Source organism: Rhizobium sp. Nf11,1 (assembly GCF_050587665.1).
Taxonomy (GTDB): Bacteria; Pseudomonadota; Alphaproteobacteria; order Rhizobiales; family Rhizobiaceae; genus Rhizobium.
Genome location: NZ_JBOBHU010000006.1, coordinates 268,278 through 292,519, shown reverse-complemented (window position 1 = coordinate 292,519; position 24,242 = coordinate 268,278). Strand labels below are relative to the sequence as shown.

26 protein-coding genes and 1 pseudogene are annotated in these 24,242 nt (G+C 59.5%); 12 read left to right on the top strand and 15 right to left on the bottom strand.

The genetic code is table 11. The features are described 5' to 3' along the window. Positions 1 to 3 precede the first annotated feature (3 nt). The 4 genes from ACQ7C1_RS12375 to ACQ7C1_RS12360 all read left to right on the top strand — a co-directional run bounded on the left by ACQ7C1_RS12375 (position 4) and on the right by ACQ7C1_RS12360 (position 3,163). Complete coding sequence (locus ACQ7C1_RS12375) at positions 4 to 564, top strand: slr1658 superfamily regulator (protein ID WP_085778606.1); 561 nt, start codon at positions 4 to 6, stop codon at positions 562 to 564. A gap of 7 nt (positions 565 to 571) precedes the next feature. Next, entirely contained in the window at positions 572 to 910 is a 339-nt protein-coding gene (locus ACQ7C1_RS12370; protein WP_085778607.1) for a slr1659 superfamily regulator, read from the top strand. 470 nt (positions 911 to 1,380) lie between these two features. Beyond that, entirely contained in the window at positions 1,381 to 2,319 is a 939-nt protein-coding gene (locus tag ACQ7C1_RS12365; protein WP_430958459.1) for a sialate O-acetylesterase, read from the top strand. Positions 2,320 to 2,518: 199 nt separating this feature from the next. Then, the gene (locus tag ACQ7C1_RS12360; protein WP_430958479.1) at positions 2,519 to 3,163 is read left to right on the top strand and encodes a hypothetical protein; all 645 of its coding nucleotides are present in this window, start codon (positions 2,519 to 2,521) and stop codon (positions 3,161 to 3,163) included. A gap of 319 nt (positions 3,164 to 3,482) precedes the next feature. On the opposite strand, the gene ACQ7C1_RS12355 is transcribed toward ACQ7C1_RS12360, so the two are convergent. Next, positions 3,483 to 4,451 (bottom strand): EamA/RhaT family transporter, encoded by a 969-nt coding sequence (locus ACQ7C1_RS12355; protein WP_430958478.1) that lies wholly within the window; start codon positions 4,449 to 4,451, stop codon positions 3,483 to 3,485. Positions 4,452 to 4,767: 316 nt separating this feature from the next. Here ACQ7C1_RS12355 and ACQ7C1_RS12350 point away from each other — a divergent pair, with 316 nt between their 5' ends. Beyond that, positions 4,768 to 5,682, top strand: coding sequence for a LysR family transcriptional regulator (locus tag ACQ7C1_RS12350; RefSeq protein WP_430958458.1), 915 nt, complete (start codon positions 4,768 to 4,770; stop codon positions 5,680 to 5,682). Positions 5,683 to 5,775: 93 nt separating this feature from the next. On the opposite strand, the gene ACQ7C1_RS12345 is transcribed toward ACQ7C1_RS12350, so the two are convergent. Further along, positions 5,776 to 5,997 (bottom strand): DUF2798 domain-containing protein, encoded by a 222-nt coding sequence (locus tag ACQ7C1_RS12345; protein WP_430958457.1) that lies wholly within the window; start codon positions 5,995 to 5,997, stop codon positions 5,776 to 5,778. A gap of 396 nt (positions 5,998 to 6,393) precedes the next feature. On the opposite strand from ACQ7C1_RS12345, the gene ACQ7C1_RS12340 reads away from it, so the two are divergent. From ACQ7C1_RS12340 to ACQ7C1_RS12330, 3 genes and pseudogenes are all read left to right on the top strand, one after another. Then, a complete protein-coding gene (locus ACQ7C1_RS12340) occupies positions 6,394 to 6,804 on the top strand; it encodes an organic hydroperoxide resistance protein (RefSeq protein ID WP_430958456.1) in 411 nt (136 codons plus the stop codon). Positions 6,805 to 6,879: 75 nt separating this feature from the next. Then, a complete protein-coding gene (locus ACQ7C1_RS12335; protein ID WP_430958455.1) occupies positions 6,880 to 7,329 on the top strand; it encodes a DUF6130 family protein in 450 nt (149 codons plus the stop codon). Positions 7,330 to 7,399: 70 nt separating this feature from the next. Next, positions 7,400 to 8,001 (top strand): annotated as a pseudogene (locus ACQ7C1_RS12330) (hypothetical protein). A 193-nt stretch (positions 8,002 to 8,194) separates the two neighbouring features. On the opposite strand, the gene ACQ7C1_RS12325 reads toward ACQ7C1_RS12330, so the two are convergent. From ACQ7C1_RS12325 to ACQ7C1_RS12285, 9 genes are all read right to left on the bottom strand, one after another. Continuing rightward, positions 8,195 to 8,584 carry a hypothetical protein gene (locus tag ACQ7C1_RS12325; RefSeq protein WP_430958454.1) on the bottom strand — a complete coding sequence of 130 codons (390 nt, stop codon included), beginning with the start codon at positions 8,582 to 8,584 and terminating at the stop codon, positions 8,195 to 8,197. Next, on the bottom strand, positions 8,584 to 8,973 hold the full coding sequence (locus ACQ7C1_RS12320; protein ID WP_430958453.1) for a hypothetical protein: 390 nt from the start codon (positions 8,971 to 8,973) through the stop codon (positions 8,584 to 8,586). The genes ACQ7C1_RS12325 and ACQ7C1_RS12320 overlap by 1 nt, the downstream gene beginning before the upstream one ends. A gap of 7 nt (positions 8,974 to 8,980) precedes the next feature. Next, entirely contained in the window at positions 8,981 to 10,354 is a 1,374-nt protein-coding gene (locus tag ACQ7C1_RS12315; protein WP_430958452.1) for a hypothetical protein, read from the bottom strand. 50 nt (positions 10,355 to 10,404) lie between these two features. After that, positions 10,405 to 11,124 (bottom strand): hypothetical protein, encoded by a 720-nt coding sequence (locus tag ACQ7C1_RS12310; RefSeq protein WP_430958451.1) that lies wholly within the window; start codon positions 11,122 to 11,124, stop codon positions 10,405 to 10,407. Positions 11,125 to 11,349: 225 nt separating this feature from the next. After that, entirely contained in the window at positions 11,350 to 13,482 is a 2,133-nt protein-coding gene (locus ACQ7C1_RS12305; RefSeq protein WP_430958450.1) for a beta-galactosidase, read from the bottom strand. Between the two features lie 13 nt (positions 13,483 to 13,495). Continuing rightward, on the bottom strand, positions 13,496 to 14,641 hold the full coding sequence (locus ACQ7C1_RS12300) for an ABC transporter ATP-binding protein (RefSeq protein WP_430958449.1): 1,146 nt from the start codon (positions 14,639 to 14,641) through the stop codon (positions 13,496 to 13,498). 37 nt (positions 14,642 to 14,678) lie between these two features. Next, entirely contained in the window at positions 14,679 to 15,530 is an 852-nt protein-coding gene (locus tag ACQ7C1_RS12295) for a carbohydrate ABC transporter permease (RefSeq protein WP_430958448.1), read from the bottom strand. Then, positions 15,530 to 16,414, bottom strand: coding sequence for a carbohydrate ABC transporter permease (locus tag ACQ7C1_RS12290; RefSeq protein WP_430958447.1), 885 nt, complete (start codon positions 16,412 to 16,414; stop codon positions 15,530 to 15,532). Before ACQ7C1_RS12290 ends, ACQ7C1_RS12295 begins: the two co-directional genes overlap by 1 nt. A 227-nt stretch (positions 16,415 to 16,641) precedes the next feature. Further along, the gene (locus tag ACQ7C1_RS12285; RefSeq protein WP_430958446.1) at positions 16,642 to 17,916 is read right to left on the bottom strand and encodes an ABC transporter substrate-binding protein; all 1,275 of its coding nucleotides are present in this window, start codon (positions 17,914 to 17,916) and stop codon (positions 16,642 to 16,644) included. Positions 17,917 to 18,117: 201 nt separating this feature from the next. Here ACQ7C1_RS12285 and ACQ7C1_RS12280 point away from each other — a divergent pair, with 201 nt between their 5' ends. Beyond that, entirely contained in the window at positions 18,118 to 19,329 is a 1,212-nt protein-coding gene (locus tag ACQ7C1_RS12280) for an ROK family protein (protein ID WP_430958445.1), read from the top strand. Between the two features lie 302 nt (positions 19,330 to 19,631). Here ACQ7C1_RS12280 and ACQ7C1_RS12275 read toward each other — a convergent pair whose 3' ends face one another. Then, the gene (locus ACQ7C1_RS12275) at positions 19,632 to 20,009 is read right to left on the bottom strand and encodes a DUF5071 domain-containing protein (RefSeq protein ID WP_064705430.1); all 378 of its coding nucleotides are present in this window, start codon (positions 20,007 to 20,009) and stop codon (positions 19,632 to 19,634) included. A 226-nt stretch (positions 20,010 to 20,235) separates the two neighbouring features. On the opposite strand from ACQ7C1_RS12275, the gene ACQ7C1_RS12270 reads away from it, so the two are divergent. Continuing rightward, entirely contained in the window at positions 20,236 to 20,502 is a 267-nt protein-coding gene (locus ACQ7C1_RS12270; protein ID WP_064705431.1) for a DUF2277 domain-containing protein, read from the top strand. Between the two features lie 120 nt (positions 20,503 to 20,622). Next, on the top strand, positions 20,623 to 21,009 hold the full coding sequence (locus tag ACQ7C1_RS12265; RefSeq protein WP_430958444.1) for a cupin domain-containing protein: 387 nt from the start codon (positions 20,623 to 20,625) through the stop codon (positions 21,007 to 21,009). A 48-nt stretch (positions 21,010 to 21,057) separates the two neighbouring features. Here ACQ7C1_RS12265 and ACQ7C1_RS12260 read toward each other — a convergent pair whose 3' ends face one another. Beyond that, on the bottom strand, positions 21,058 to 21,801 hold the full coding sequence (locus ACQ7C1_RS12260) for an aminoglycoside phosphotransferase family protein (protein ID WP_430958443.1): 744 nt from the start codon (positions 21,799 to 21,801) through the stop codon (positions 21,058 to 21,060). Between the two features lie 124 nt (positions 21,802 to 21,925). Between ACQ7C1_RS12260 and ACQ7C1_RS12255 the strand changes: the two genes are divergently transcribed. After that, on the top strand, positions 21,926 to 22,540 hold the full coding sequence (locus ACQ7C1_RS12255) for a 3'-5' exonuclease (protein WP_430958442.1): 615 nt from the start codon (positions 21,926 to 21,928) through the stop codon (positions 22,538 to 22,540). Positions 22,541 to 22,709: 169 nt separating this feature from the next. Here the strand turns inward: ACQ7C1_RS12255 and ACQ7C1_RS12250 are convergent, their stop codons facing one another. Next, the gene (locus ACQ7C1_RS12250) at positions 22,710 to 23,156 is read right to left on the bottom strand and encodes a DUF4168 domain-containing protein (protein WP_430958477.1); all 447 of its coding nucleotides are present in this window, start codon (positions 23,154 to 23,156) and stop codon (positions 22,710 to 22,712) included. A gap of 172 nt (positions 23,157 to 23,328) precedes the next feature. Continuing rightward, positions 23,329 to 24,192 carry a DMT family transporter gene (locus ACQ7C1_RS12245; protein WP_430958476.1) on the bottom strand — a complete coding sequence of 288 codons (864 nt, stop codon included), beginning with the start codon at positions 24,190 to 24,192 and terminating at the stop codon, positions 23,329 to 23,331. Positions 24,193 to 24,242: the final 50 nt, after the last annotated feature.

Here is a 24,242-nt window from a genome sequence, read left to right as displayed (position 1 = left end):
GACATGGCGCCCAAAATATATGGCATCGAATCTTTGGCGGAGATAAGCCTGGATTCTGGCGCTCGCCTGACATTGAGTGATGGGCCGCTTCAGCTTGGATGGAAGCATTCAGGAATGACTTCGGACTTCATAGCGGAGATCATGGCGCTGCCCTATTCCCGGTCGAGGAAAGATTACCTGCAGGCGCATCATGATATCGGATACCTCAGCAACGAGCTGATCGAAAATGCCGTCAAATTTCGACAGCCTGGCGAGATCCTTATCGAAGCCGACATTATCGATGGAAGCTTTCTGTTCAGGGTCAAGAATGCCATCGACGGCGCGACATCATCTCGCTTCCAGCAGCTCCTGCAGCGCCTTCAATCGAAGGAACCCGGCGCACTTCTTCTTGAGCAAATCGAAACCAACGCCATATCGCCGGAAAGTGGTTCCGGTTTGGGCCTGCTCACCCTTTTGAGCGATTACGATGCGAGAATGGCATGGACATTCGAAGAGAATAATGACGAGCATATCATACTGACGACGACTGCAGCTGTGGCGATGCCACCCTCCTCCAATCGGTGAGCGAAGAATGGAAATCAGCGACGAAAGCTTCCGCGTATGGGCGGAAAAAAACGAGGTGTATTTCGATGGCGTCTTCCGCCTGGCAGGACCGGACGCCTATGCGCCGATCTATTCATTGATAACAGGCCTTCTCCGTGAGGGACACAAACAGGTAACGTTCAACCTGACGGGCCTCGAATTCCTGAACTCCTCGGGCATCAACCTCCTGGCGAAACTGACCATCGAAGCCAGAAAGATGGACGACCTGCTGCTCATCGTCAAAGGCACCAATCAACATCCGTGGCAGGCAAAATCCCTGCCGAATCTGAAGAAGCTGCACCCGCTGCTCGATTTGCGCCTGGCGTGATTTGCGGCAAACAACTCTCCTTCTTCATTCCTGTCGCGGGCTGACCCGCGGGAGATGCAGTCGCGCGCAATATTGCCAACGACCGCGGTGATGCCCCCACCAGATCGACCTTCCAGCGCCGACCCCACCGGTTCGCCGCGACGAATAGCCGGTGCTCTGCTCCCGCGTTGTCCTCGTTGCACAATCTGTGATCGTCTTTCAGTGGACGAGCAACGGGAATTTTCTCCATGAAGCTGATGCTGCGGAGCACGATTTCTCACCCATCCGGATGATTGTAATCACTGGTGCGATCTATAGTTTAGAGCAGGTTTTTGGCGACGCCACGCGACTAGTCGACGATCGGGCTCGGATTTCGCGAAGAACTCTTTTTGCAAAGAGCATGCCCGAGCAAGCAGATGTGGCAGGTGTAAAGGAACTTTCGTGGCTGGACTAGCTTCGAATAGTCCGAATGATGTTTTAAAGGTAACAACATGCGTAAAACAGTAGCAGTCGGCCTGGCAGCCCTGATTGCCATGTACCTTCTCGGCGGCACGAGCGCGAGACATGAGATCTTTCCTTGGCCGCAACTTTCCGCGGCGAAGAAAATGGTAACCGGAGAGCAGGCGGCAGCTCCAAGCCGTTATACTTTCGACGATAAGGAACGACTCATTGCCGATGAATCAAAAACCGCTGTGACCTGCCCGACTCAAACGGATCGAACTGCTGTCCTACTCATTCTTGGCCAATCGAACGCGGCCAACTACGGTGGACAACGGCACCGATCGGATTATGGCGCTCGCGTTGTAAACGCCTTTGACAAACGGTGCTTCATCGCGGCGTCGCCGCTTCTTGGCTCGACCAATACCAAGGGAGAGTACTGGACGCTTCTTGGGAACAAATTGATCGCATCGGGACAAAACGACAATGTCATCCTCGCACCTCTCGCATATGGCGGATCAGAGGTCGCACGATGGGCGACAGGCGGCGACCTCAATCCTATGCTTGTCGACACAATGAAACAGCTTCAGGATTCCGGTTATCGGATAACGAGCGTCCTCTGGGTGCAAGGAGAGGCAGACCTCGTTATGGGCACCACTGCGGAGACGTATGAGAAACATTTCATGTCGATGGTCGACACATTGCGTCAGCACGGCGTCGAAGCACCCGTTTACATTTCGATCGCATCGAAATGCCTGGAACCGAGCAACGGCGGCTTCAAGGAGCACATTCCCGACAATGCGATCGTACGGGCGCAACTGGCCCTATCAAGAAGTGGCCACGGTATCCGAGAAGGCGTCAATTCTGACGCGTTACTCGATGGAGATGACCGCTACGACGATTGCCATATCGGGGAGTCAGGCGCTGAGAAAGTGTCGCAGGCCTGGCTGAACCTTCTGCGTGGCGAGAGCCACCTGGAAAGCTCGCGATAGTCTTCCCTGAACCGGTTCTCGCGCCTTCGTGAGCTTCGACCATGGCCGCCCGCAGGCCGAGTCTCGTATGCTTCTTCTGGGACCATAGCCGGGCCCTTCGCCAGACCTCCGTCCGATGTGCAGAGCGCGATAGCAATCTATCTTCCAAGTCAGATCTCGTCGTGCAGTTGCACGGCATCTGGTCTCATTGGAGGAAACGATGCGGATAACAACTTTAGCGTCCCTGGCCGTGCTTTCGCTGACGCTTGCAGCAAGCCCGGCAACGATTGCGGGGCTCGACATGAGCGCATTGGCAAAGGACGGCGGGAACGGCGGCGGCAATGGTGGTGGCAACGGCGGCGGTTACGGCGGCGGTAACGGCGGTGGCCACGGAAACGGTGGCGGCCACAACAGCGGTTCAAACCACGGCAATTCCAACTCATCAGCCGTGAGAGGCAAATCGTCCGAGGCATCGGGCAAGTCCAAATCGGGCAAGTCAGACACCGCAGCCACCAGCACCAAGGAGAAGAACCTGTCGGCGCAGCTTGGGGGCCTGAATTCCTTGAAGCGGAACTATCGGGCGCTGATGAATACATCGGATCCACGCATGACTGCCATCTCGGCTTACGCCGTGGCTTATGCCCAGTATGAAATCGACAACGGTATCGAGCCTGCGGCCGACGATCCCCTGCTGGGCGATCAGGCGCTGGAGGACGCGTTGGCTTCCGCAACGAAAACCGGTGAGGTCAGCCCGGCGGTCCTGGATGAAGCCAAGACCATTCTCGGGGTTGGCGATGCCGACGGCAAGATTGATCAGATCCGCACCTCGCTGGAAAACGCCGCGTCGGCGGCGCCAGACGAATAGCCACCTGGCGAGATGTGAGAGGTGCGAAGCCGACACTGGTATTAATTCGCACCGAACTAGGAGAGCATTTCCGTTTCTGTTTGCGTCCGGAAATGCTCTATTTTTTTGTCAATTTTCCCGGCGGCCCGAGTCTTCCATTTTGGCCTTTATGCCTTGGCCAGCTCAGCTTTCAGATCGGCAAAGACCTGTTTGACATAATCGGCGAGCGGCCTTCCGCCCAGGCGTTGACGCCCAAGAGAGCCTCGCTCTGAGGAGCCCCGCAAGGGCCTCGAAGGGCGATGCGGGCGGGCCGGCAATCGCCTGCCTTGCGTGCAGCGGCTCACTCCTGCGCAAGCAATATTGTTCCAGGCGCAAATTGGAGTTCGTAGAAAATCCGCACGGACAAAACGACGCCGGCGATCAGGACGACAATCCCGGCACCTTCGATCGGGGTCGGCCAACGAGCATGCACGACAAGTCCACCGATCACACCGAAGGCCGTTTCAGAGACGATCAATTGCGCAGCCAAGGCAACCGGCAGGCTCCGCGACGCAATGTTCCAGGCCCAGACGCCGCCTACGGTTGCCAGCAGCGCGAAAGAAGCGCCCCAAATATACAAGCTGCCGGCGGCACTCCAACCGTATCCCAGCGTTGGAAGCCGGAAGAGGTCCAGCGCGGCACCGAAGGGGTAGAAGGCCAGCATCAGGATACCACCTCCGACCAATATCAGCGCAGCCCACACACCGGAGGGCATTTCCGGTCGGGCCGCCAGTGCAGCCTGATTTGCAAGCGCGAACCAGACCCAAAGTCCCACCGCTGCGAGCGACAGCGGCACGCCGATCCACAACGAGCGCACAGAATCCAATCCTTCCGCCGTGAATGCCGTGCCATTGACGAGAGCAAGGCCGGCCAGCACCAGCGCCAGCGGGATCATGAGGGAGCGCCACGGCAATGACCCCTGACGCTGGTTACCAACGACCATCAATACGATCGGCACCAGACCGAGAAAGGCGGGAGCGATGACCGGGCCGGCAAAGACGGCCGCCCCCGTCACGGTCAGGAAGTAGCCGACATATCCGATGAAAGCGAGCCAGATGGCATTCAGGCAGTTGCCAAGCGTGAGGTGGCGCAGGACACCCTTTTCGGAAAACAGGATGTAAAGGCCGACGAGCGCCGAGACAACATGACGGATGAGGGCGAAATCAAAGGTGGAATAGCCGCCGATGATGAAGGGCACGATAAAGTTGAGCGAAAAGGCAAAGGCAGCAAACAGAGCGGCTGACACGCCAACATAGAAGAACCTGTCCATGACGATTACCCCTTTTTGAAGTTGCGTCACCGAGCCGTTGATCTCCGTGGCACCGACGGTGTCCATTGGCAGTCAACGAAATCCTTGATCGGATGGGGAAATGTACTGGCCAGAGGCCCGGGCCGGCAGCCGCTGAATATGAGAACCACCCTCTCGATGCGCATCCACCGGATCGTGAAGCGGTTCCGCATCGTCGAGACGTTTGAACGACAAGGGGCTGCCCGGGTGATGATGAGGTGGCGCTCGCGGCCATTGCTGTTCATCAGAACCGATTTCTCATATCCTCAATATCGAGGCTTTCAGTCGTCGGGGTGTCATGGATCGGCTTGATGCGATGCGGGTTCTGCTTGCGGTGGTTGACGCCGGCAGCTTGTCGGCGGGCAGCCGGAAGCTGAACGCGCCGCTGCCGAGCGTCAGCCGCAAGGTTGCCGATCTGGAGCGATATCTCGGCGCAAACCTCATCATCCGGACAAGCCGCAACCTGCAGCTCACCGATGCTGGCCGCGATTATGTCGATGCGGCTCGCAGGATCATTGCCGATCTCGAGGAGGTCGAACGCAGGGCGTCAGGCGAATATCAGACGCCGCGGGGACTGCTGACCATCACGATGCCGATCGAGTTTGGCCACCGCTACGTTCTGCCGATCGCGCTCGATTTCATGAACAAGCATCCTGAAGTGACCTTGAACCTCTTGTCCCTCGACCGCTCTGTTCATCTGATCAACGAACAGGTCGACGTCGCCATCCGACTTGGCGAGTTGGCCGACAGTTCGCTCTATGCGGTCAAGGCCGGCGAGTTCCGCCTGTTGACCTGCGCAAGCCCGGCCTATCTGGAACGTCACGGCACTCCCCGGCATCCGACCGAGCTCACCGATCACGACGGCATCATGTTCAACGACAGGTCCTTCTTCTGGAATTTCGAGATCGACGGGAAGCCGGTCGAGGCAATGCCACGGAGCCGGATCGAGGTGAACACCGCGGCCAACTGCGTCGCCGCCGCGTGCAACGGAGCCGGGATCGCCCGCCTCTTCGACTATCAAGTTCCGGAGGAGCTGTCTTCGGGCATGCTCGTGCCGATCTTGAAGGATTATGACGGCGGGCCCAAGCCGATCCACATCGTCTATTCCCGCCAGGGCCTGCTTGCCCTCAAAGTGCGCGCCTTCATCGATTGGATTCTGCCGCGGCTTCGCACGGCCTGCAGCAATTATGGTGATGCGCCGTCACCGGAATGAAACGCGTCCTTCCCTGACCGTCCGCGCCCAATCCTGGCCATGCCGATAATTGCCAAGCATGGTCATTGTCATCGGCCACCGAGATTCAGTTCGTCAGCGGACGATGCGGTCGACCTGCGCCTGAAGGTGTGGGCCGATCAGCAGGATGGCGGGAATGACGATGAGATAGGCGATGCCCCACGAGCGAAGCCACGTCAGCACGAATCCCTCGGAAAAACCCAGGTTGAGCGCGAGCAGCGTGAAAGAAATGAGCCCTGTCGTTACGATGCCCATCGACAGGGCGAAGGCGATCTTGCGTTTGAAAAGCGTGTTCATGTCTGTCTCCTGACTGGATGAGAGATCAAGACCGCCTCGGCAGGTCTCGACCCCGGTTAGCGCTTCGAAGATCGCGCAATGCCGGCACCGGCGGTAGCAGGAAAACCTGAGAGGCAGCCTCTTGAGTTCGGCAAGTTCCGAACGGCGGGCAATCCTCCGCGGATGGGAGCGACATGCCCCCGCAACGCGCTGCTTTTCCACATCGTCCACAGCGCTCCGGCTTCTCGCAACCTGATGCAAGACTGAGCGAAAACGAGAGGCTTGCTCTCACTCCTGCTCGCTACCGGATGGATTTCCCCGATCTCATATTCCCATCATTGCCGCCCGGAACCCTGCTGGGTCGTGGCGGCGTCTGAGAAACCAGCAGAGTGCTGCAATTGAACAAGGAGCATCCAAATGTCGAAAGTCATCTATACCGGCACCACCAACACCAGCGGCGGACGCGACGGCGCGTCTCGCACGTCCGACGGTCGCCTCGATGTGAAACTCTCCCCGCCCGGCTCCTCGGCTCCGGGCACCAATCCCGAACAGCTCTTCGCCGCCGCCTGGTCCGCCTGTTTTCTCGGTGCGATCGGAAGAGCGGCTGCCGAACGCCAGCTTCGCGTGCCCGCCGATGCTGCCGTCAATGCCGAGATCGACCTCGTCTCGATCGATGACGGCGGCTATGTCCTGCAGGCGCGGCTGAACGCGAAGCTGCCAGGCATCGAGGCTGACCTCGCCAAGTCCCTGGTCGAGCGCGCTCACCAGCTCTGCCCCTACTCCAAGGCCACGCGCGGCAACATCGCCGTCGAACTCAACGCCGCCTGATCGGCCTCAATTCAACGTCGCGCCGGTGCCCCGGCAATGCCGGTCACGACTGGCGCGACTGCAGAGGATTATGTCATGACCACGATCGCAAGAGCCCTCGCAACGGCAGCCTCCCTGCTCGCCGGCACATCCCTCCACGCGCAGACGCCGCATGAGGTGGCCACGCAGTTCCTTCCGATCAAGAACGAACCCGCGCCCGCGCTCTTCGTGGATCAGCCCCTTGAAGAACCACTGGCCACCAGAGGCGTGGCCATCATTCCCTATCGAACCGAGAACTTTCGCATCCTGCCCGTTTTCGGCGCCAGCGCGACCGATGTCTCGCCCCGCGCCAGGCACCTTCATGTCAGCATCGACGACCTGCCATGGCGGTGGGCCGATGCAGGCGGCACCGGCGCTATCGTCCTCACCGGCCTGCCGCCGGGCGAACACAAGGTACTCATCGAACTCGCCACACCAGTGCACGAAGTGCTGGGCGGAAAGCTTGTGAAATTCACCGTACCGTCGGTTGGCGGTGCGCAACATTAGAGGTCTGTTTTCCGATCTCCCCAATTTCACCCAAGCACCATTGTAGTGAACTTGGATGAGGGAATCTGGGATGTCGATCTTGCTAAGAAGTTTGTCGCTACTGGTTGGAATAACATTGGCGGTACCAGCCTTTGGCGATTGCTTAACCGCTAAAGAAGCCAAACAGGGAGTGCTGCTGACCAGAGAAGCGCCTTTTTATTCCGTATTCTACAAGCCGGACGGCCCGGGTCTCACCGAACAACGGCTGATGGAGCGCGACGGTTCACTGCAGCCGGTGTCGGCTGTCTATTTGCACCCCTTGCTCGTCGAAAAGAGAGTGAGTGCCAGCGGAACGCATGAGCTGAAATACGCGAATGCGATTGCGTTGGACGATCTGCCACAGAAGAAGAACTGGCAATCCGACACCACGCTTTTCATCAATGGCAAAAAATCCGTTTCGGGCACGACTTTTATCAGGTTCGACGGCTTGGGGGAGGAAACGATTGCATCTTGTTCCTACAAAGTCTGGCCATCAACAGCCGTCTGAAACTGACGGAATTGCCTCCGATTATTTTCGAACAATACTATTCCCCCGAACTTCATCTCGTTCTTCGTTCGGTAAGGCTGAGCACCTCTAACCGGCCGTTGAGCGAGGTTCGATTCGATCGGTTCCAAATCGGCTGGGGCAACTAGGGGGACAGTGTGTTCTCTCTATCATCCCAGAAAGCCTGCTCTCTAAGGCTTCCAAGCGATGGTGGGCGCTCGGATGCATGCAACCAATTTCGTCCCCGGACAAGGACTTAGACGGATCGCACGAGAGTTCGCAGCTCAGCGCACACCGAAAGATCACCGCGATACCGCTGAGATGTGCGACTCAAAAAATCCCCTATTCATTCCGCCAGTAAGCTAATATTTCCTTAGTAATCCAGTGAGACTCTCCGAAGTCAGTCAGGTAGACCAGGTAACGCGCTCGGAATGCCTTTAACGCAGATTCGAATTGCACCATCGTTAGTACGGCATCGCTCACCTGAGGAAGCTTGTCGTCATCAAGCTCCTCTAGATATTTTCCAGCTGGCTCATCTTTCAAAATCACCAACAAGTCCTTCAACACACGATTCACCAGCTTGACCTTGCTGGGATTCATGGTTGCATCCGGTTTCTTTTTCGAAAGTTCTCGAACCTCCCTCAAGACGCCTTCGAATACGGGTGTGCTTGCAGTATAGATCTCAACAGCAGCATCGGTAGTTACGAACCGGAAGTCATCTGTTGCTTGCATTATTTCTTCTCGCCTCCCACCGTGGTAGGCATTCTTGCGCTTAAGTTGCTTGCTGCGTTATTGACGACGTACCACCAGCGACTACGCTCATGGGTGACGTTATCGGATCGGAACCGCTCTGTTTGCTCCATGTATTGCGCGATGATCATAGTCACATCGCTGTTCGTCGGAAGGTTATCTTCGTCAAATTGCTCGAAATCATCAAAGGGCCGATATCTGCCCTGAAGAAGCCTGTTGCCGTTGGCGATAACCTTGTTAACAAGGTTCAACTTAAACTTATTTAGCCCGTCATTCGGCGCCTTCCGAGCAAGTTGGGAAATCTCGGTATGCAAGCCTTCCAATTGACCGATCAATTTCTCCAAAGCTTCAACTTCTTCTATGCTCTTCATCTCTTCCTCACGGACACAGGGCCCTAAACTCACTGTACTTTTTGACGATCACGTCTAACGGATCACGTTGCCTGCTCTCGAATAGCTCAACCATCTGACCGATGTCCTCGTCCGTCAACGTAACAATTGCCTTCCGTTGACCTGACCACAAGTCTATGGTCCTCGTAAGAACTGCCTTTTTTAGTGGGTTTCGAGTGACAAATAATCCAAATTTCCCTAACTCATCCGCCAAATATCGATTGAGCTGGTCTACATGCTCCCGCTCCACCGCGTGCACATTCTTCATCTCCATTGTAATCTGCCGCGACCCATAGTCTTTGTGAATATCACGTAGGAATGGTGTACTCGCCGTGTTATAGAATATGAGATCGCGGATACTCACACCGCTGTCGGTCCGGGCCTGCTCTTGAGCGAAGTCCAGCTTAGGATAAAGCATAGACGGCAGCAGCTGCCCAATGGCATCTTCATATTTTTTGTCGGCGTTATCATCCTTCCCAGTGGGAAGCTTCCTGATGAGAGCAAACTTGCGTTTTGCGGACGTGACCGGAATCTGCGAAAAAAGCGGATCGTTTTTGCAATCTTCAAATGTCCGCTCTTTGGCCTGGATATAAGCATCCACTACACCATAGTGGTCTCGGTTGTAGTCTAGGACTTCGACGCGCATAAGCTCTTCTGGAGTACGCGACACCTCATCTTGAGGACAATAATCGGTAAAATACTCATCATAGTTGATCCATGGCGCAAACCTGAGCCATCGTTTCGGAACGAACAGGAGTGGCCTACCGTCGCTGGGATGAACTGGAAGAGATATGCCGCATTGAGTCTCGAAGAGATTCTTTCGGTAATCGTAGACGTGTTCCACGTTGACCGACTGCCTAGAAATTCCAATCTTATCGCATTGTTGAATCGTAAACTCGATTAAGAAGGATTTCAGAAAGCTACAGCTTATGTCGCTGATGCGATCCTTGGAAATTCCATCGACGAAAAACTGGATCTCTTCGAAGTGACGGAAACCCCGCTGAGCATAATATGGAATCCGCTTAAATAGCTCTATAATCTCTTGAGCTTTCCTTTCACCGATGCGCTTGCCTTTGCGAGTTGCAGATGAGCCAAGCCCGACCTCGTCGCATTCAGATGCGGCGATGAGGGTCTTCACCGCTTGATCTTCATTTCCCTTAAAGGCGAGGTAACCCAAGTGATTGAATGCGTTGACGAGGCTGGTATGGAGAGCTTGATCCTGCTGCGACGGAGACCGCCAAAGCATGAAGGGATCGACATACAGGGGTATGTCCTCATCGAAAAAAGGAATCGCAAAATCGAGCTCGGCTTGCGCTGCCATAATTCCATGGTGATCTGTTAGGCGCGGACGGATCAAGGCCATTTAGTTGCGCTTGCGCACCCATGTATTCGGAACCACTAGGTTTCTTTTTCTCAAAACGGAATATCAGCGTCTAGATCTCGCGATAGATTTGGCCCCTCGATTTGTTTCGGCGGAGGCGGCAGCCTTTTTTTCTCTTCTGGAGGGGGAAGTTGAGACTGCTCTGGCTCTTTACTCTTTGCGGAAGCTAGAAGATCGTTGATCCGTTTCAGAAACTCGCTGAGTGGGTTCAAGGCCTCGCCGTAGGTCTTCACTACGTGTGCGATGTCGAGCGCCATCAACATAGCGTTATTGAAGGGCGTCCTTGCCCGATCAACGTCAGCGTCAAACGCATTCAGCTTGGCGTAGAGCGTGTTTCTTTTCTTTTCATCAAGGTCAGCAGCCTCAATGACACTTCTTATTTCCCGCACCAACCCGTGGATGCGCTCCTTGTCAGCTGGCGGCAACTCAACTGAGTACACCTTGCCGGTCCGAACCTTCCGAAGCGAAACTCTCATTACGAAACGCTGGAGCGCTAGGACAAATTCGTCGTATATTTCTGTGAAATTGTTCTGTATCCCCGGGACACCAAAGGCAGCAATCTCTTCAATGTCGAGCGCCGCCGCCGCCGCTACAACCTTGTTCATATAATCTTGCTGAAGATATCTTGGATCGTCCCTGTCGCCCAAGGAGGCAAGATTATCCCCGAGTTTGGTGTCGAGCATTTCGACTACCTGCGTAAATGCGATATCATTGTCGTCATTTAGGGATGCGTAGAAATCTTCGTTGGTCATGCTCTTCCTCGCGTATGCAGGGAAGATAGACAGCATGCACGATCATCACAACTTATACGCCGACGTAACTCACATATTTTCAACCACCACATTATCCGCTTCGGCAGGTGGTCATCAATAAAGCTGGCGGGGATATCGCCATCTGCAAACTGCCAAACTCACTCCACCAGCGGAAAAGCGCAGACACTCTCCTTTTATGCCTTTGGTGCGCGTAAACCTCACCCCTCACCCCTCCAACTCCACAATCGCACACCCATACCCCCCAAGCTCCAGCCTCCCCTTCACCATCTTCTCCCCATCCAGCAAATCCCGCCCGGCCGGCACCCCACCCACAGTCACCGGCTGATCCATATAATTCTGCACAAACAGCAGCCGCCGCGCGTCATTCATCCGCATCGTCACCTCCACCCCCTCGGGCAGCCCGCCGACCAGCGGCTCCACGCCTGCCGGCGCAAACAGCCGTTCGGTCAGCGTCTCGGTCAGATCAGGCGTGAGATACGTCCCGAGATAAACCACCTGCCCCTTGCCGATCTTGCGGGAGGTCGCCATCGGCTGGCCTTCGGCGTAGCGGTTGGACCAGGCGGCGATGACCTCGACGTCGGGGGCGATGGTGAGGTTTTCGTAGAAATGGCCGGCCGTCATTTCGCGGTTGCCGATCTTGAAGCGGCGCTGGCGGCGGTGGCTTTCGGCCGGCTTGTTCGGCGGGATGACGAGGCCGCCGGAGCGCTCCATCACGTCGAAGAGACCGTTGGCGCCGGGGGCGGCCAAGCGGCCGAAATCTTCGACGCGCACGCCCGTCAGCTTGGAAAGCGCGGTGCCGGGCGCGGTTTCGCGGATGACGTGGTTGTCCTCATTGCGGGTGCCGGTGCGCGCGCCGATGACGACGGTGCCGCCGGATGCGGCGAAGGCTTCGAGCCTCGCCGTCCATTCGTCCTTCCACATCACCCAATGGGGCACATAGAAGAGCTTCAGCCTGGAAAGATCGTCCTCGGGGTGGATGAAGCCGCAGGCGATGCCCCTGTCATAACAATGCTGATGCAGCAGGATCGCATCGTCCTGCGGGCTCGGCAGGCCGATCGGATAGGTCTTGTGGGCTTCCTGATTGTCGAAATCGGAGCCGGCGATGCCGACATCCATCCGCACATGCGTGCCGAGGATCTTCGGCGCCAGCGCCGTCATCTCGGTCGCGAAGCGCGTGGCCTCCTCATAGCGGTGGCGGCCGATATCGTCATGGTCGATGATGCCCATCCAATAGATCTCGGCGCCGAAATGGGCGGGCCGCCAGCGGAAGAACATCAGGCCGTCGGCACCATGGGCAACGGAGGAGAGCGCCATGCGGCGCAGCTCGCCCGGCTCCGGCGTCAGCGTGCAGAAGCCCGGCTGGCTGCCGAAGCCCGATTGCTGCTCGGGCACGATGTAATTGCCGGAAAAGCCGCGGCAGATATCGAGGTGCAGCGCCTGCACCTTGGCGTGGTTGCCGAGCCGCATGAACTCGTCATAGAGCATGGGATAGATGTCGTAGCCGACGAAATCGAGATCCTTGCTGAACTGGCCGCGGAAATCGATATCCCTGAGGCCCCCGAGATTGTGGAAGACGAACCACGAGGGTTTGACCGCCCGCAGGATCTCCACCTGATCGTGCTGGAAGCGCGCGGTTGAGAAGGCGAGGAAGCGGTGATAATCCTGCAGATGGCCGGGGCTCGGGAAGGTCGGGCCGAATTCGATCGGCAGCACCACCTGGTCGAAACTGTCATAGGCCGTCGCCCAGAAATCGCCGCCCCAGGCGGCGTTGAGCTTTGATATCTCGTGGTATTTATCGGCCAGGTACGCCTGAAATTCGCTGAGCGTCGCCTGGGAAAAGCTCTCAGGCATGCTGGTGTTCAGCTCATTGTCGGTCTGCCAGCCCACGACATGGGGATTGCCGCGATAGTGCTCGGCCATCGCCCGGGTGATGCGCTTGCTGTGCTCGCGGAAGACGGGGCTTGCCGTGTCGCAATGCTGGCGCGAGCCGTGGCTCATCGGCCGGCCCTTGCCGTCGACCCTTAAAATTTCAGGGTGCGCCGCGGTCAGCCAGCGCGGCGGTGTGGCCGTCGGCGTGCACATGATCGTATCGATGCCGTGGCGCCCGAGGATTGCTATGGCGCGGTCGAAGAGATCGAAATTGAAGGTGCCGAGCTTCGGCTCCAGAATATGCCAGGCGAATTCGGCCATGCGCACGACATTGAAGCCGGCTTTCGCCATGCGCTCGGCATCGCGCTCCCAATAGCTTTCGTCGACATGCTCGGGATAATGCGGCACACCGACGAGGAAGCGGTCGGTCTGGACGGTGTTCCATGCGGAGAGGGTCTTGTCGGACACGGGCGGTCTTTCCTTATTTGTCGAGAATGGTCTTGCGGGCGCTGATCGTGCGGCCGCCATCGGGGGAGAAGAGATAGAGCTCCTCCGCATCGAGCTTCAGCGCCACCTTCTGCCCGGCGGCGAAGGGCGCAACATAGGAGAGCTGCGCAGTGATGTTGCCGGTGCCGCTTTCCGACGCGATGGTGCGGAGATTGCCGGCATCGACATAGAGAATGGTCTCGCGGCCGAGATGCTCGACGAGGCGGACTTCGCCATGCACGGCCCCGCCCTCGCTGCCCTCGGCGACAACAGAGATCGCCTCCGGGCGCACGCCGAGCGTGAGAGCCGCGCCTTTCGCAAGTGCCGTCGGCTGGGCAAGCTCCACCGTCAGCGGCGAAAGTCCGGGCGCGGAAACGGTGACGCTGCGGCCGGAGACGGCATCGATGGTGACGCCGAGGAAATTCATGCGCGGGGCGCCGAGGAAGCCGGCGACGAAGAGATTGTCGGGGTTGCGGTAAAGCTCCAGCGGCGAGCCGACCTGCTCGATGATCCCCTTGTTCAACACGACGATGCGGCTTGCCATGGTCATCGCCTCCACTTGGTCGTGGGTGACATAGACCATGGTGGCGCCGAGCTCGGCATGCAGGCTGCTGAGCTCGACGCGCATCTGGGTGCGGAGCGCCGCATCGAGGTTCGACAGCGGCTCGTCGAACAGGAACACCTCGGGCGAGCGGGTGATCGCCCGGCCGATCGCCACGCGCTGCCGCTGGCCGCCGGAAAGCTGCTTCGGCCGCTTGTCCAGCTGGTCGTCGATGCGCAGGATCTTGGCGGCGCGGTCGACCGCCGCATCGATCTCGGCCTTCGGGCGTTTGGCCATGCGCAGGCCAAAGCCCATATTCTCCGCCACCGTCATGTGCGGATAAAGCGCATAGGATTGGAAGACCATGGCGATGCCGCGATCGCCCGGCTCCTGCCGGCTCACATCACGGCCGTTGATCAGGATCTGGCCCGAGGAGATCGCCTCCAGCCCGGCAATGCTCTTCAACAGCGTGGACTTGCCGCAGCCTGACGGACCGACCATGACGATGAACTCGCCCTGTGCCACGGAAAGATCGATGCCGCGCAGCGCGTGATAGGCGCCGTAGTTCTTGTTGATCGCACGAAGTTCGAGACTGGTCATGTCCTGGCCCTCTCTTGTTGAAACGGAAGACGCCGGCTCATCCCTTCACCGCCCCCATGGTGAGGCCGGTGATGAAATGCCGCTGCATCAGGAAGAACATCACGACGGGCGGCACGGCGACGACGATCGTGCCTGCTGAAACCAGGTTCCAGGCCGAGACCCATTCGCCGCGCAGATTGGCAAGGCCTGCCGTCACGGGCTTGACGCTGTCGCTGACGGTCAGCACCACGGCCCAGAAATAATCGTTCCAGACGAAGGTGAAGATCAGGATGGCAAGCGCGGCGAGCGCCGGCCGCACCAGCGGGATCACCACATGGATGAGCGTCTGGAACGGCGAAGCGCCTTCGGCGCGGGCCGCCTGGAACAACTCGTCCGGCAGCGCCGCGATGAAATTGCGCATGAAGAGTGTGGCGAACCCCGTCTGGAAGGCGACGTGGAAGATGATCAGCGCCACAGTCGTATCGATCAGGTCGAGCCGCACCATCAGGTCGCGCACAGGGATCATCATGATCTGGTGCGGCAGGAAATTGCCGCCGACGAAGAGCGCGAAGATCAGCATGTTGCCGCGAAACCGGTAGCGCGACAGCACGAAGCCCGCGAGCGTCGACATGACGAGCACGCCGATCACCGAGGGAATGGTGATGATCAGGCTGTTGAGGAAATAGCGCGCCATCGGCGTGTCGGTGAAGACTGCCCGGTAATTGTCGATGACGCCGATCTCGGTCGGCCAGCCCCAGAGATTGCCGCCCATCACGTCAGCCGTCGAGCGGAAGGAGGTCAGCACGATCGCAAAGAGCGGGCAAAGCCAGAGGATGAGCACGAGGACGACGGCAGACACATAGAGGCGGCGCTGCCAGATCGCGGTTTCGGGTATCGGACGAGGATACATCAGCCTCCCCTCTCTTCGCTGCGGATGATGTGGGTGAGATACCAGGCGATGAAGACGGCCATGATCACGAAGAGCACCGAGGCGATCGCCGCGCCGTAGCCGAAGCGGTAGGAAAAGATCGACTGCTCGTACATCTGGTAGGCAAGCACCGAGGAGGAGCCGAACGGCCCGCCGGCCGTCATCACCGAGATCATATCGAAGGAGCGCAGCGCGCCGACGACGGTGACGGCAATGGCGATGAAGGTGACCTGGGTCAGCTGCGGCAGCACGATGTGGCGCAGCATATTCCAGCCCCGAGCGCCATCGACGCGGCCCGCCCCGATCAGCTCTTCGCTCAGATTGTTGAGGCCGGCGAGATAAAGCACCATGCAGAAGGTGATCTGCGGCCAGAGTGCGGCGATGACGATCGCGAAGGTGACGAAATGCTCATCGGAAAGCACCGCCGGCGCCACCGCCCCGAAAGCCCGGAAGATCAGCGCCAGCAGCCCGAACTCCGGCGTATAGACCCAGGTGAAGACGACGCCCACCGTGACCGAGGCCAGCACCAGCGGGATGAAGAACAACGATTTCAGGAAGCGCATGCCTGATATTTTCTGGTTGACCAGGAGCGCGATGGCGAGCCCGATCGGGGGCGCGGCCATGAACATGACGAGCCAGATCAGATTGTTCTTCAGCGACACGTAGAACTGCGGATCGTTGTAGAGCTCGACGTAATTGCCGAGCCCGATCCACACCATCGGCCCGAAGCCGTCCCATTCGTGAAAGCTGATCCAGACGCTCCTGACCGCCGACAGCAGGATGACGGTGGAGAATAGCAGGATCGCAGGCGCGATGAGCAAAACCGGAGTCAGCCACCACCGCTGGCGGCGCCATGTTGTCTGCATTTCAGGAACCTCGTGTGTGGTTAGACCGCCGCCTGCCCCTCATCCGGCGCGCGTCGTGGGGGGCCCCTCATCCGCCTGCCGGCACCTTCTCCCCGCTCACGGGGCGAAGGAAGATAGCCGCAACCTCTCGGTCCCTCGCACACGTCTCGCAGGGCACGTCCCCTCTCCCCGTTCTTACGGGGAGAGGGTTAGGGTGAGGGGCAGCTTCAGGGCGCGTTCGCCAACGATCAGATCTTATAAATCCGCTTCCGCGTCCCCTCGAGCCGCGTCAGGATCGCCTTGCGCCGGTCGGGCTTGGCCATGAATTCCTGGAAGCCGACGAGGCCGGCCTGGGCCATGTCTGGATCGCTGTCGCGGTCGTAATATTGCGAGGCGCCCTGCACCGTCTTCATCGTTTCGACGGCGACATTGACGAGCGGGTCCTTGCTCGCCGGCAGGTCGTTGCGCGGCGGCACGTTGCCGCCCGGCTCCAGATAAGCCGCCAGGTTCTCCGGCTTGTAGAAATAGGCGAGGAACTCGCGCGCGCCCTGCTTATTCTTCGCCTTGGCGGGAATATGGACTGAGTTGACCGAGAATTCCTCGAAATGGCCGATCTTCGGATCGAGCACCGGGAAGGTCGCGTAAGCAAGCTGCGGCAGATCAGCCTCGGTGAAGGCCGAGCGCAGGAAGGCGCCGAGGTTCATCATGCCGGCCTTATTCTGCGCCAGCAGTGCTGCCGCCTCCTGCCAGCCGAAAGAGGTGTGGTTCGGCGTGAAGAAGCCCTTTGAAATCATCGCTTCCCACTGGTCGAAGACCGGGGTCAGCGCCGGATCGAGATAGCTCATCTCACCGTTCATCAGTGCCATGTGCCTGTCGAGCCCGTTGATGCGAAGGTTCATCTGATCGAACCAGCCGGCCGCCGGCCACAATTCCTTGGTGCCGATCGCAACCGGGGTGATGCCTGCCGCCTTGCACTTGTCGCCATAGGCCAGGAACTCTTCCGCCGTCTTCGGCACGGTCAGCCCATATTGATCGAACACGTCTTTGCGGTAGAACATGCCCCAGAGCGTGCCGCCGGTCGGAAGGCCGTATTGCTTGCCGTCTTCGGTGACGGCGCCGGCCGTCGCACCCAGCACGTCCTTGTATTTTTCCTTCTCGAAAAGGTCAGAAATATCATCGAACAACCCGCGCTTGACGAAGGCGCGCATGCGGTTGCCCGAGAACCAGAAGCAGACATCGGGGGCGCCGGCGACGAGATAGTTGCGGATCGCCGTCTTGTGGGCCTCGTGGTCCATATTGTTGATGACGACGTTGACCCCGGCTTCCTTGCCGAAGCCCGCCGCGATCGCCTTCAGCGCATCGAGCGCCGCGCCGTTATTTTCCGACGAGATGATGGTGACGTCCCGCGCCTGCGCGATCGCGGGCATCGGAAAACTGCCCGTGACCGCCGCGGCCGAAACCGCGCCCGCTCCTTTCAGGAAGCTTCTGCGGGTGGTTGAGGGAAAATGCTTTGAGAATACCATTGAATTCCTCCCGGTTGATCGACAACACCGCCTGGCTGAGCCGCCTCCTCCTTGGAGCGTGCCCATGCAGGCATTCAACGCGCCGATCCCGCCTCCTGAACCCGACCGTAGAATCCGGCTGCCTCAGTTGATCGGCGGCCGAACTTATGCATAGATTGTGCGACCTCGCAATAATTAATTTACAAAATTAAGGAATGCATCGTGAAGCTGAAAGGCGACCAGACCACGGCGAGAGCCATGAACCGACGCCTCATCCTCAACCTTCTCCGCCGCGAAGGGCCGAGGAGCCGCGCCGATATCGCGACGGTGATCGGGCTCAGCCCCGCCGCCGTCACCTTCGTCGTCGCCGATCTCTTGGAGGAAGGCATCGTCACCGAGGGCAAGGCCGTGCCCGGCCCCGCCGGCCGCCGACCGATCCCGGTCGAGATCAATTACGAGCACTCGCTCGCTTTGGGCTTCAAGCTGATGGTGGATTCGGTGGAGTGCGTGGCGACGGATCTCGCCACCAATCCTCTCGCCGCCACGCGCGTCGATCTGAAGGGCCACGATCCGGATTATGTCGCCGATCTCCTGGCGGCCACCGTCCCCGAACTGGTGAAGCTCGCCGGCCGGCCGAAAGCCAAGCTCGCCGGCATCGGCATCTCCATGCCCGGCGTCATCAACCACGAGCAGACGGCCTGCGTGCGCAGCCACCGCTTCAAATGGGACAATGTTCCGCTCGCCTCGCTGGTGGCCGCCCGCGTCCACGTGCCGGTCTGGCTGGAGGACGATACCAACGCCTATGCCATCGCCCAGCAGCTCTTCGGCCTCGGCCGCCAGCACCGCAACATGGCGGTACTCGCCGTCGGCGTCGGCATCAGCTGCGCGCTTGTCATCGACGGCAAGCTCTATCGCGGCGCCAATGGCGCTGCCGGCAAATTCGGCCACACCCTGTTCGAGGAGAATGGCCGCCTCTGCGAATGCGGCAAGCGCGGCTGCCTGATGGCCTATCACTCCGAACTCTCGATGCTGCGCCGCTGGCGTGAAGCGACCGGCCGCGGCGACGAGCTCGGCCTGCCCGAACTCTGCGAAGCCCTCGCCTCAGGCGATGCCACCGCCCTCACCCTCGTCGGAGATTCCGGCCGCGGCATCGGCACCGCCCTCGCCAACCTCGTCAACATCACCGACCCCGAAGTCATCGTCGCCGGCGGCGAAGCCGTCTCCCTCGGCGATCCCTTCCTCACGCCGCTGCGCGACGCGCTCGCCGCCCGCACCTTCCGCACCGCCCCGCCGCTGCTGCCCGACTGGGAGGACAATTCCTGGGCAAGGGGAGCGGCCGCGCTGGTGACGCAGAAGATCTTCGATTTCGAGTCGTCGGGGGGTGTGACGGATATTGCGACGCTCGACGTGAGAGGTTCGACTTCGGCGGCTTGAAATACGAGGGAGCTGCGGGATCGCCCTCGCCGGGCAAGCCGTGCCGCGCACCCCCCTCTGCCCTGCCGGGCATCTCCCCCACAAGGAGGGAGAGCGGCAAGAGGTTGGATCATCGCTCCCTTGTGACCGTGGTGCAGCAGCTATACGTTCGTAGTTTGGGGCAGCCATCACGCCCAGCCGATCTCCACCCTTGTGGGGGAGATGGCCGGCAGGCCAGAGGGGGGTACGGCACGGCACAACGAAACAGGCTATTCCATCGGCATCGATAAGATCAGGAGACAATCACTCTCGCAATCAAGAAATTATGCCAGCACTTCTCGCGCGACCGCATCCACGCCCTCGGCGCGATCATCGTCATTCGGATTGATTGATAGCTGATAGAGCACCTCGTACAGCCTGCCAATACAATCAGCAGGAAGATGGCGAATAATCAGATCCAGACAAAAATACTTCCAGGTGGAGTCGTTTCCTGCAAGTACACGCATGACAGGCTCGACGATGGGGTCGCCAAGCGATGCCAGAAACCGCGCAAGCGGTCCAGCGACCGGCCAATTGCCGTCAGCGGTCCATCCCAGCAGATCATCGAGAATTGACGCCACCGCAGGATAGCCCGCCTTCTCGACGGCCGAGACTGCCGCAAGATCATGTTTGTCACGAGGTACGAGGCTTTTGATATCCATTACCTCTTTCTAACGTCAAGCGGCCGCGCCGCAGAGACACACGCTTGCAAAAAAATACAGGTTTCCCAAGGCATCGCTAGCTCCAATCATCGGCTTCCGCTCGCTGATCCCCTGAACGCGTTCAGGGCGCAGCTTCCCCCTGGGGCGGTTGCATTTCGCGCTCACGCGACTACCTTTCACACAAGGCCGCTCCCCTAGTGGCAAAGATAAATCACGTGAGCAAGCCATGTGCCGAAACATAAAACCTCTGTTCAACTTCGATCCGCCGGCGACGGACGAAGAGATTCACGATGCCGCGCTGCAGTTCGTGCGCAAGCTCAGCGGAACGACCAAACCGTCGAAGCGCAATGAGGCCGCGTTCGAGCGCGCGGTCAGTTCGATCGCTGCCTGCGCCCGCGAACTGCTCGATTCAATGGAGACGTCGCAACCGCCTCGCGATCGCGAGGAAGTGGCCGCGAAGGCGCGCGCGAGATCCGCGATGCGGTTCGCGTAACTCGCAGATACACAAGCTTACAAAAAGGTATGTTTCCCGACACATGCCTGGTTCAATCATCGACTGAAATGGCGTCGCGGCCAACGAGCCGGGACCGACCAATTCAGGAAGGATGACACAATGAAAACGATCCAGGCCATGGTACTCGCCCTTGCTCTCGGCGGCGCGGCGGCAGCGCATGCGGAGCAGCCGATAGAGCGCACCGACCTCATCAAGAACGATATCGACGTGCCGGGCCACGAAGTCGTCCAGGTGCGCGTCGATATCGCTCCGGGCGTGCTCGCACCGAACCACTCGCATCCCGGCGAAGAGGTCGCCTTCGTGCTCGAGGGCACGCTGGAATACAAGCTCGAAGGCAGGGAGCCGGTGACACTCAGGGCCGGTCAGTCGCTGTTCATACCCTCCGGCGTGGTGCACTCGGCAAGGAACGTCGGCAGCGGCAGGGCTTCGGAACTGGCGACCTATATCGTGCGCAAGGATGAGGCGCTCGTCGTTCCCGCCAAATGACGTCCGATTGAGACAGGCACTTGAAATCCGCCCGCCCCTCGTGTCGTTCTAAGGATAGTGCCGGAGTTCCGCCAACCGCAGCAGCTCGTCATTCTCCTTCGCCACCCCTTCCGCCAGGCGAGCGGCGGCGATCGCAGGAAGCCACGCCAGGATGGCACGGACCTCTGCACCGGTGGCGGAGGCATAGGCCTCGACATAGGCCATTGCTCGATCGGGCATGGCATTTCGCAGCAGCACGTAGCTTCGGCAGACATCAGCCAGAGGATTGCCGGAGCAGGCGTCGAGCCAATCGACAACCATCGCGCCCCGCCCTGATCCGTGAATATTCCACGGGTGGAAATCGCCATGGCAGACCCTATCGCCGTCGGGAAGGGAATCGAGCGCCGACAGCAGCCGCTTTCTCGACGCGGCATCCAGTCCCTCCGCCCGCCGGATCCTGGCCGAGAGACGCGCCAAGAGGGAGGGCAGCCCTTCACCCGGCTGGCTGTGGATGCTGCAATGCAGCTGCGCCATTTCGCCGAACGCAGCGTCTCCTGCCGTCGAGACGAGCCGGTCGGCAAAACACGAGGCCGGCGCCCGCTCCATCACCACGCCCCAGCGCCCTTCGAACTCGCCGACCGCATGAACCTTCGGCGCCGGCAGCGAAAGCCTCTCGACCATCGCAAGGTTCGCCCCTTCGCGGAACGCCGACGCCTTCGAGGCGGGGTGCCGATAGAGTTTGAGCGCCAGCGCCCCGTATTCGAAGACTTCGGCCTCCTTGCCGGAGCCAAGCAGCCGGCCGATTTCCATCATTGGTGCTCCGCTCTCAATTCGATGCAACTTGCAGAAAATACCGCGTCCGGAGATTGCCACGAGTGAACAGGATGAGGTAGCGTCCGCGAGCCTCAGCTCGCTTTTTGTTTCAGCAGAATCGACGATGAAGACCGCCATCATATTCGATTGTGAATTTCTTTGCGTCGAAGGCTCGCAGCGCAGGTTCTGGTGCGCGGCGCATGATCCCGATCCCGTCATCGCCCAGATCGGCGCCGTGAAGCTCGGTCTCGAAGGCGAATATCCGATCCTCGATACGCACAAGTCCTACATCAAGGCCGTTGACCGCTTCGGCAGAAGATATCCGCTCGATCCTTACTTTACCAATCTCACGGACATTACCGAGCAGGATATCGACGCTCATGGCGTCGCCTTGCAGGAAGCGCTTGCGGCCGTCGACAGCTTCTCGGGTGGCGCCCGGTTCTGGTCCTGGGGCAAGGATGAGATGAACTTGGTGGCTATCAGCTGCTATGTAGCCGGCATTCAGCCGCCCATTCCGGCCGGCCGCTTCGACAACGCCGTCAAGCTTCTCCTTGCAGCGGGAATGCCGATCGAAGATCTGGCAAGGACGCCGAGCAACAGGCTCGCCGACTATTACGGCGTCGACCATCCTCCGTTGCGGGCGCATGACGGGCTCGACGACGCTCTTTCCGTGACATACGTGCTGCAGCATCTGATGAGGATCGGCAAATTGCAGCCCGAGGTTTTCGACCGGCTCTGACGGAAGAAATCACGCTTCGAAGCAGCGCCCGGCCAAATTGGCGGGCACTGCGGCCCTAAAGCAATTCCAGGGAAAGTGTAGAGCGGTTTTCCGTCCGGAATTGCGTAAACGCCAAAACTTAGAGTGGTTCTGCTCCTCCATGAAAAGCTGAACCGCTCCAGGCAAAAGCCTATTGCTGCGGCTGCGCCGGCGGCGGAGTGCCGATCTTGTCCAGAACCTTCTTGGCGAGAGCCGGGTCGCTTTGCGCGGCGGTCAGGATCGAGGAATATTCCTCGACGGAGATGTCGGGAGAGGCCTGGACGGTTTCGACCATCTGCTTCTTGGCTTCATCCTGCAGCTTCTGCTTCGAAGCCTGATCCTTCGTCGCGTCGATCTTGGCGGAATATTCCTGCCTGACTTTATCGACCTGCACGTAGGCAACGGCAAAGGCCTCGAGTTTCTGATCACTGACAGGGGAAGCCGCACCGGTAGCACCCTGTCCTTGCATGGGCGCCTGGCCCTGTGCCGGCGGCTGCTGTTGTGCCTGGGCAAACTCGGTCGCGGATGCCGGGCTGAGAGCAAGCAGGCTGAGCACCGCGGCCGTCATCGTTGCGAGGGATGTATAACGAGTGATCATTTTCATTCCTTTTCCGGTGATTTTGGACGGCAGCAAGACCGCCTCGGTCGATCGCTCAGCCGCTCAAAAGGCTGGCGAGGTCGCAACGATGAAGGCTGAAAAGGGCTCGGTGCGGCGATAACAGGGCCATTTGCTGACGATTGAGCGGCAGCTTTGTGGCCTGAGGCAGCCACTACCTCGCGAACTTCCGCGCGCCCATCACGCAGAGAATGACCGCAACCGTCACGCCGAGCATGGCCCACGTCACCGGCTCGTGCAGCAGGGTGGCGGCGAGCGCCAGACCGAAGAAGGGCTGGAGCAGCTGCAACTGGCCGACGGCGGCGATGCCGCCCTGCGAGAGGCCGCGATACCAGAAGATGAAGCCGATCAGCATCGAGAACAGCGAGACATAGGCAAGGCCGACAAGCGCCGGCGTTTCTATTCCGGCGAAACTTGCCGGCCGGTAGATGAACGCGACGGCGATCATGATCGGCAGCGACAAGACCAGCGCCCAGGAAATCACCTGCCAGCCGCCGAGCGTGCGCGACAGCCTGCCGCCCTCGGCATAACCGAGACCGCAGGCAAGGATTGCGGCAAGCATCAGCAGATCGCCGACCGGCGAGGCCGTCAGGCCTTGCGTCAGGGCAAAGCTCGCCACGAGCGTACTGCCGAGAACCGAGAACAACCAGAAGGCCGGCTTCGGCCGCTCACCGCCGCGGATGACCCCGAAGGTGGCCGTTGCAAGAGGCAGCAGACCGACGAAGACGATCGAATGGGCTGACGTGACATGCTGCAGCGCCAGCGCGGTCAGCAGCGGAAAGCCCACCACGACGCCGAGCGCGACAACGGCGAGCGAGAGGATATCGCGCCCGGCCGGCCGCTTCTCACGAAAGACGATCAGCAGGCAGAGCGCCAGCAGCCCGGCGATCGCCGCGCGCGCAACGGTCAGGAAGACGGGATCGAATTGCGCCACCGCCACGCGCGTCGCCGGCAGCGAACCGCTGAAGATCACCACACCGATCAAACCATTGACCCATCCTGCCGTCATTCGCTCCATCATGCATTCCTTCCGAGATGCATGCCGTCGAAACCCTGCGGCCTTGAGAG

Bases quoted from the DNA above. Each gene is read 5' to 3' on its own strand.
- ACQ7C1_RS12375 (WP_085778606.1), top strand. From the start codon at position 4: ATGGCGCCCAAAATATATGGCATCGAATCTTTGGCGGAGATAAGCCTG.
- ACQ7C1_RS12370 (WP_085778607.1), top strand. From the start codon at position 572: ATGGAAATCAGCGACGAAAGCTTCCGCGTATGGGCGGAAAAAAACGAG.
- ACQ7C1_RS12365 (WP_430958459.1), top strand. From the start codon at position 1,381: ATGCGTAAAACAGTAGCAGTCGGCCTGGCAGCCCTGATTGCCATGTAC.
- ACQ7C1_RS12360 (WP_430958479.1), top strand. From the start codon at position 2,519: ATGCGGATAACAACTTTAGCGTCCCTGGCCGTGCTTTCGCTGACGCTT.
- ACQ7C1_RS12355 (WP_430958478.1), bottom strand. From the start codon at position 4,451: ATGGACAGGTTCTTCTATGTTGGCGTGTCAGCCGCTCTGTTTGCTGCC.
- ACQ7C1_RS12350 (WP_430958458.1), top strand. From the start codon at position 4,768: ATGGATCGGCTTGATGCGATGCGGGTTCTGCTTGCGGTGGTTGACGCC.
- ACQ7C1_RS12345 (WP_430958457.1), bottom strand. From the start codon at position 5,997: ATGAACACGCTTTTCAAACGCAAGATCGCCTTCGCCCTGTCGATGGGC.
- ACQ7C1_RS12340 (WP_430958456.1), top strand. From the start codon at position 6,394: ATGTCGAAAGTCATCTATACCGGCACCACCAACACCAGCGGCGGACGC.
- ACQ7C1_RS12335 (WP_430958455.1), top strand. From the start codon at position 6,880: ATGACCACGATCGCAAGAGCCCTCGCAACGGCAGCCTCCCTGCTCGCC.
- ACQ7C1_RS12325 (WP_430958454.1), bottom strand. From the start codon at position 8,584: ATGCAAGCAACAGATGACTTCCGGTTCGTAACTACCGATGCTGCTGTT.
- ACQ7C1_RS12320 (WP_430958453.1), bottom strand. From the start codon at position 8,973: ATGAAGAGCATAGAAGAAGTTGAAGCTTTGGAGAAATTGATCGGTCAA.
- ACQ7C1_RS12315 (WP_430958452.1), bottom strand. From the start codon at position 10,354: ATGGCCTTGATCCGTCCGCGCCTAACAGATCACCATGGAATTATGGCA.
- ACQ7C1_RS12310 (WP_430958451.1), bottom strand. From the start codon at position 11,124: ATGACCAACGAAGATTTCTACGCATCCCTAAATGACGACAATGATATC.
- ACQ7C1_RS12300 (WP_430958449.1), bottom strand. From the start codon at position 14,641: ATGACCAGTCTCGAACTTCGTGCGATCAACAAGAACTACGGCGCCTAT.
- ACQ7C1_RS12295 (WP_430958448.1), bottom strand. From the start codon at position 15,530: ATGTATCCTCGTCCGATACCCGAAACCGCGATCTGGCAGCGCCGCCTC.
- ACQ7C1_RS12290 (WP_430958447.1), bottom strand. From the start codon at position 16,414: ATGCAGACAACATGGCGCCGCCAGCGGTGGTGGCTGACTCCGGTTTTG.
- ACQ7C1_RS12285 (WP_430958446.1), bottom strand. From the start codon at position 17,916: ATGGTATTCTCAAAGCATTTTCCCTCAACCACCCGCAGAAGCTTCCTG.
- ACQ7C1_RS12275 (WP_064705430.1), bottom strand. From the start codon at position 20,009: ATGGATATCAAAAGCCTCGTACCTCGTGACAAACATGATCTTGCGGCA.
- ACQ7C1_RS12270 (WP_064705431.1), top strand. From the start codon at position 20,236: ATGTGCCGAAACATAAAACCTCTGTTCAACTTCGATCCGCCGGCGACG.
- ACQ7C1_RS12265 (WP_430958444.1), top strand. From the start codon at position 20,623: ATGAAAACGATCCAGGCCATGGTACTCGCCCTTGCTCTCGGCGGCGCG.
- ACQ7C1_RS12260 (WP_430958443.1), bottom strand. From the start codon at position 21,801: ATGATGGAAATCGGCCGGCTGCTTGGCTCCGGCAAGGAGGCCGAAGTC.
- ACQ7C1_RS12255 (WP_430958442.1), top strand. From the start codon at position 21,926: ATGAAGACCGCCATCATATTCGATTGTGAATTTCTTTGCGTCGAAGGC.
- ACQ7C1_RS12250 (WP_430958477.1), bottom strand. From the start codon at position 23,156: ATGATCACTCGTTATACATCCCTCGCAACGATGACGGCCGCGGTGCTC.
- ACQ7C1_RS12245 (WP_430958476.1), bottom strand. From the start codon at position 24,192: ATGGAGCGAATGACGGCAGGATGGGTCAATGGTTTGATCGGTGTGGTG.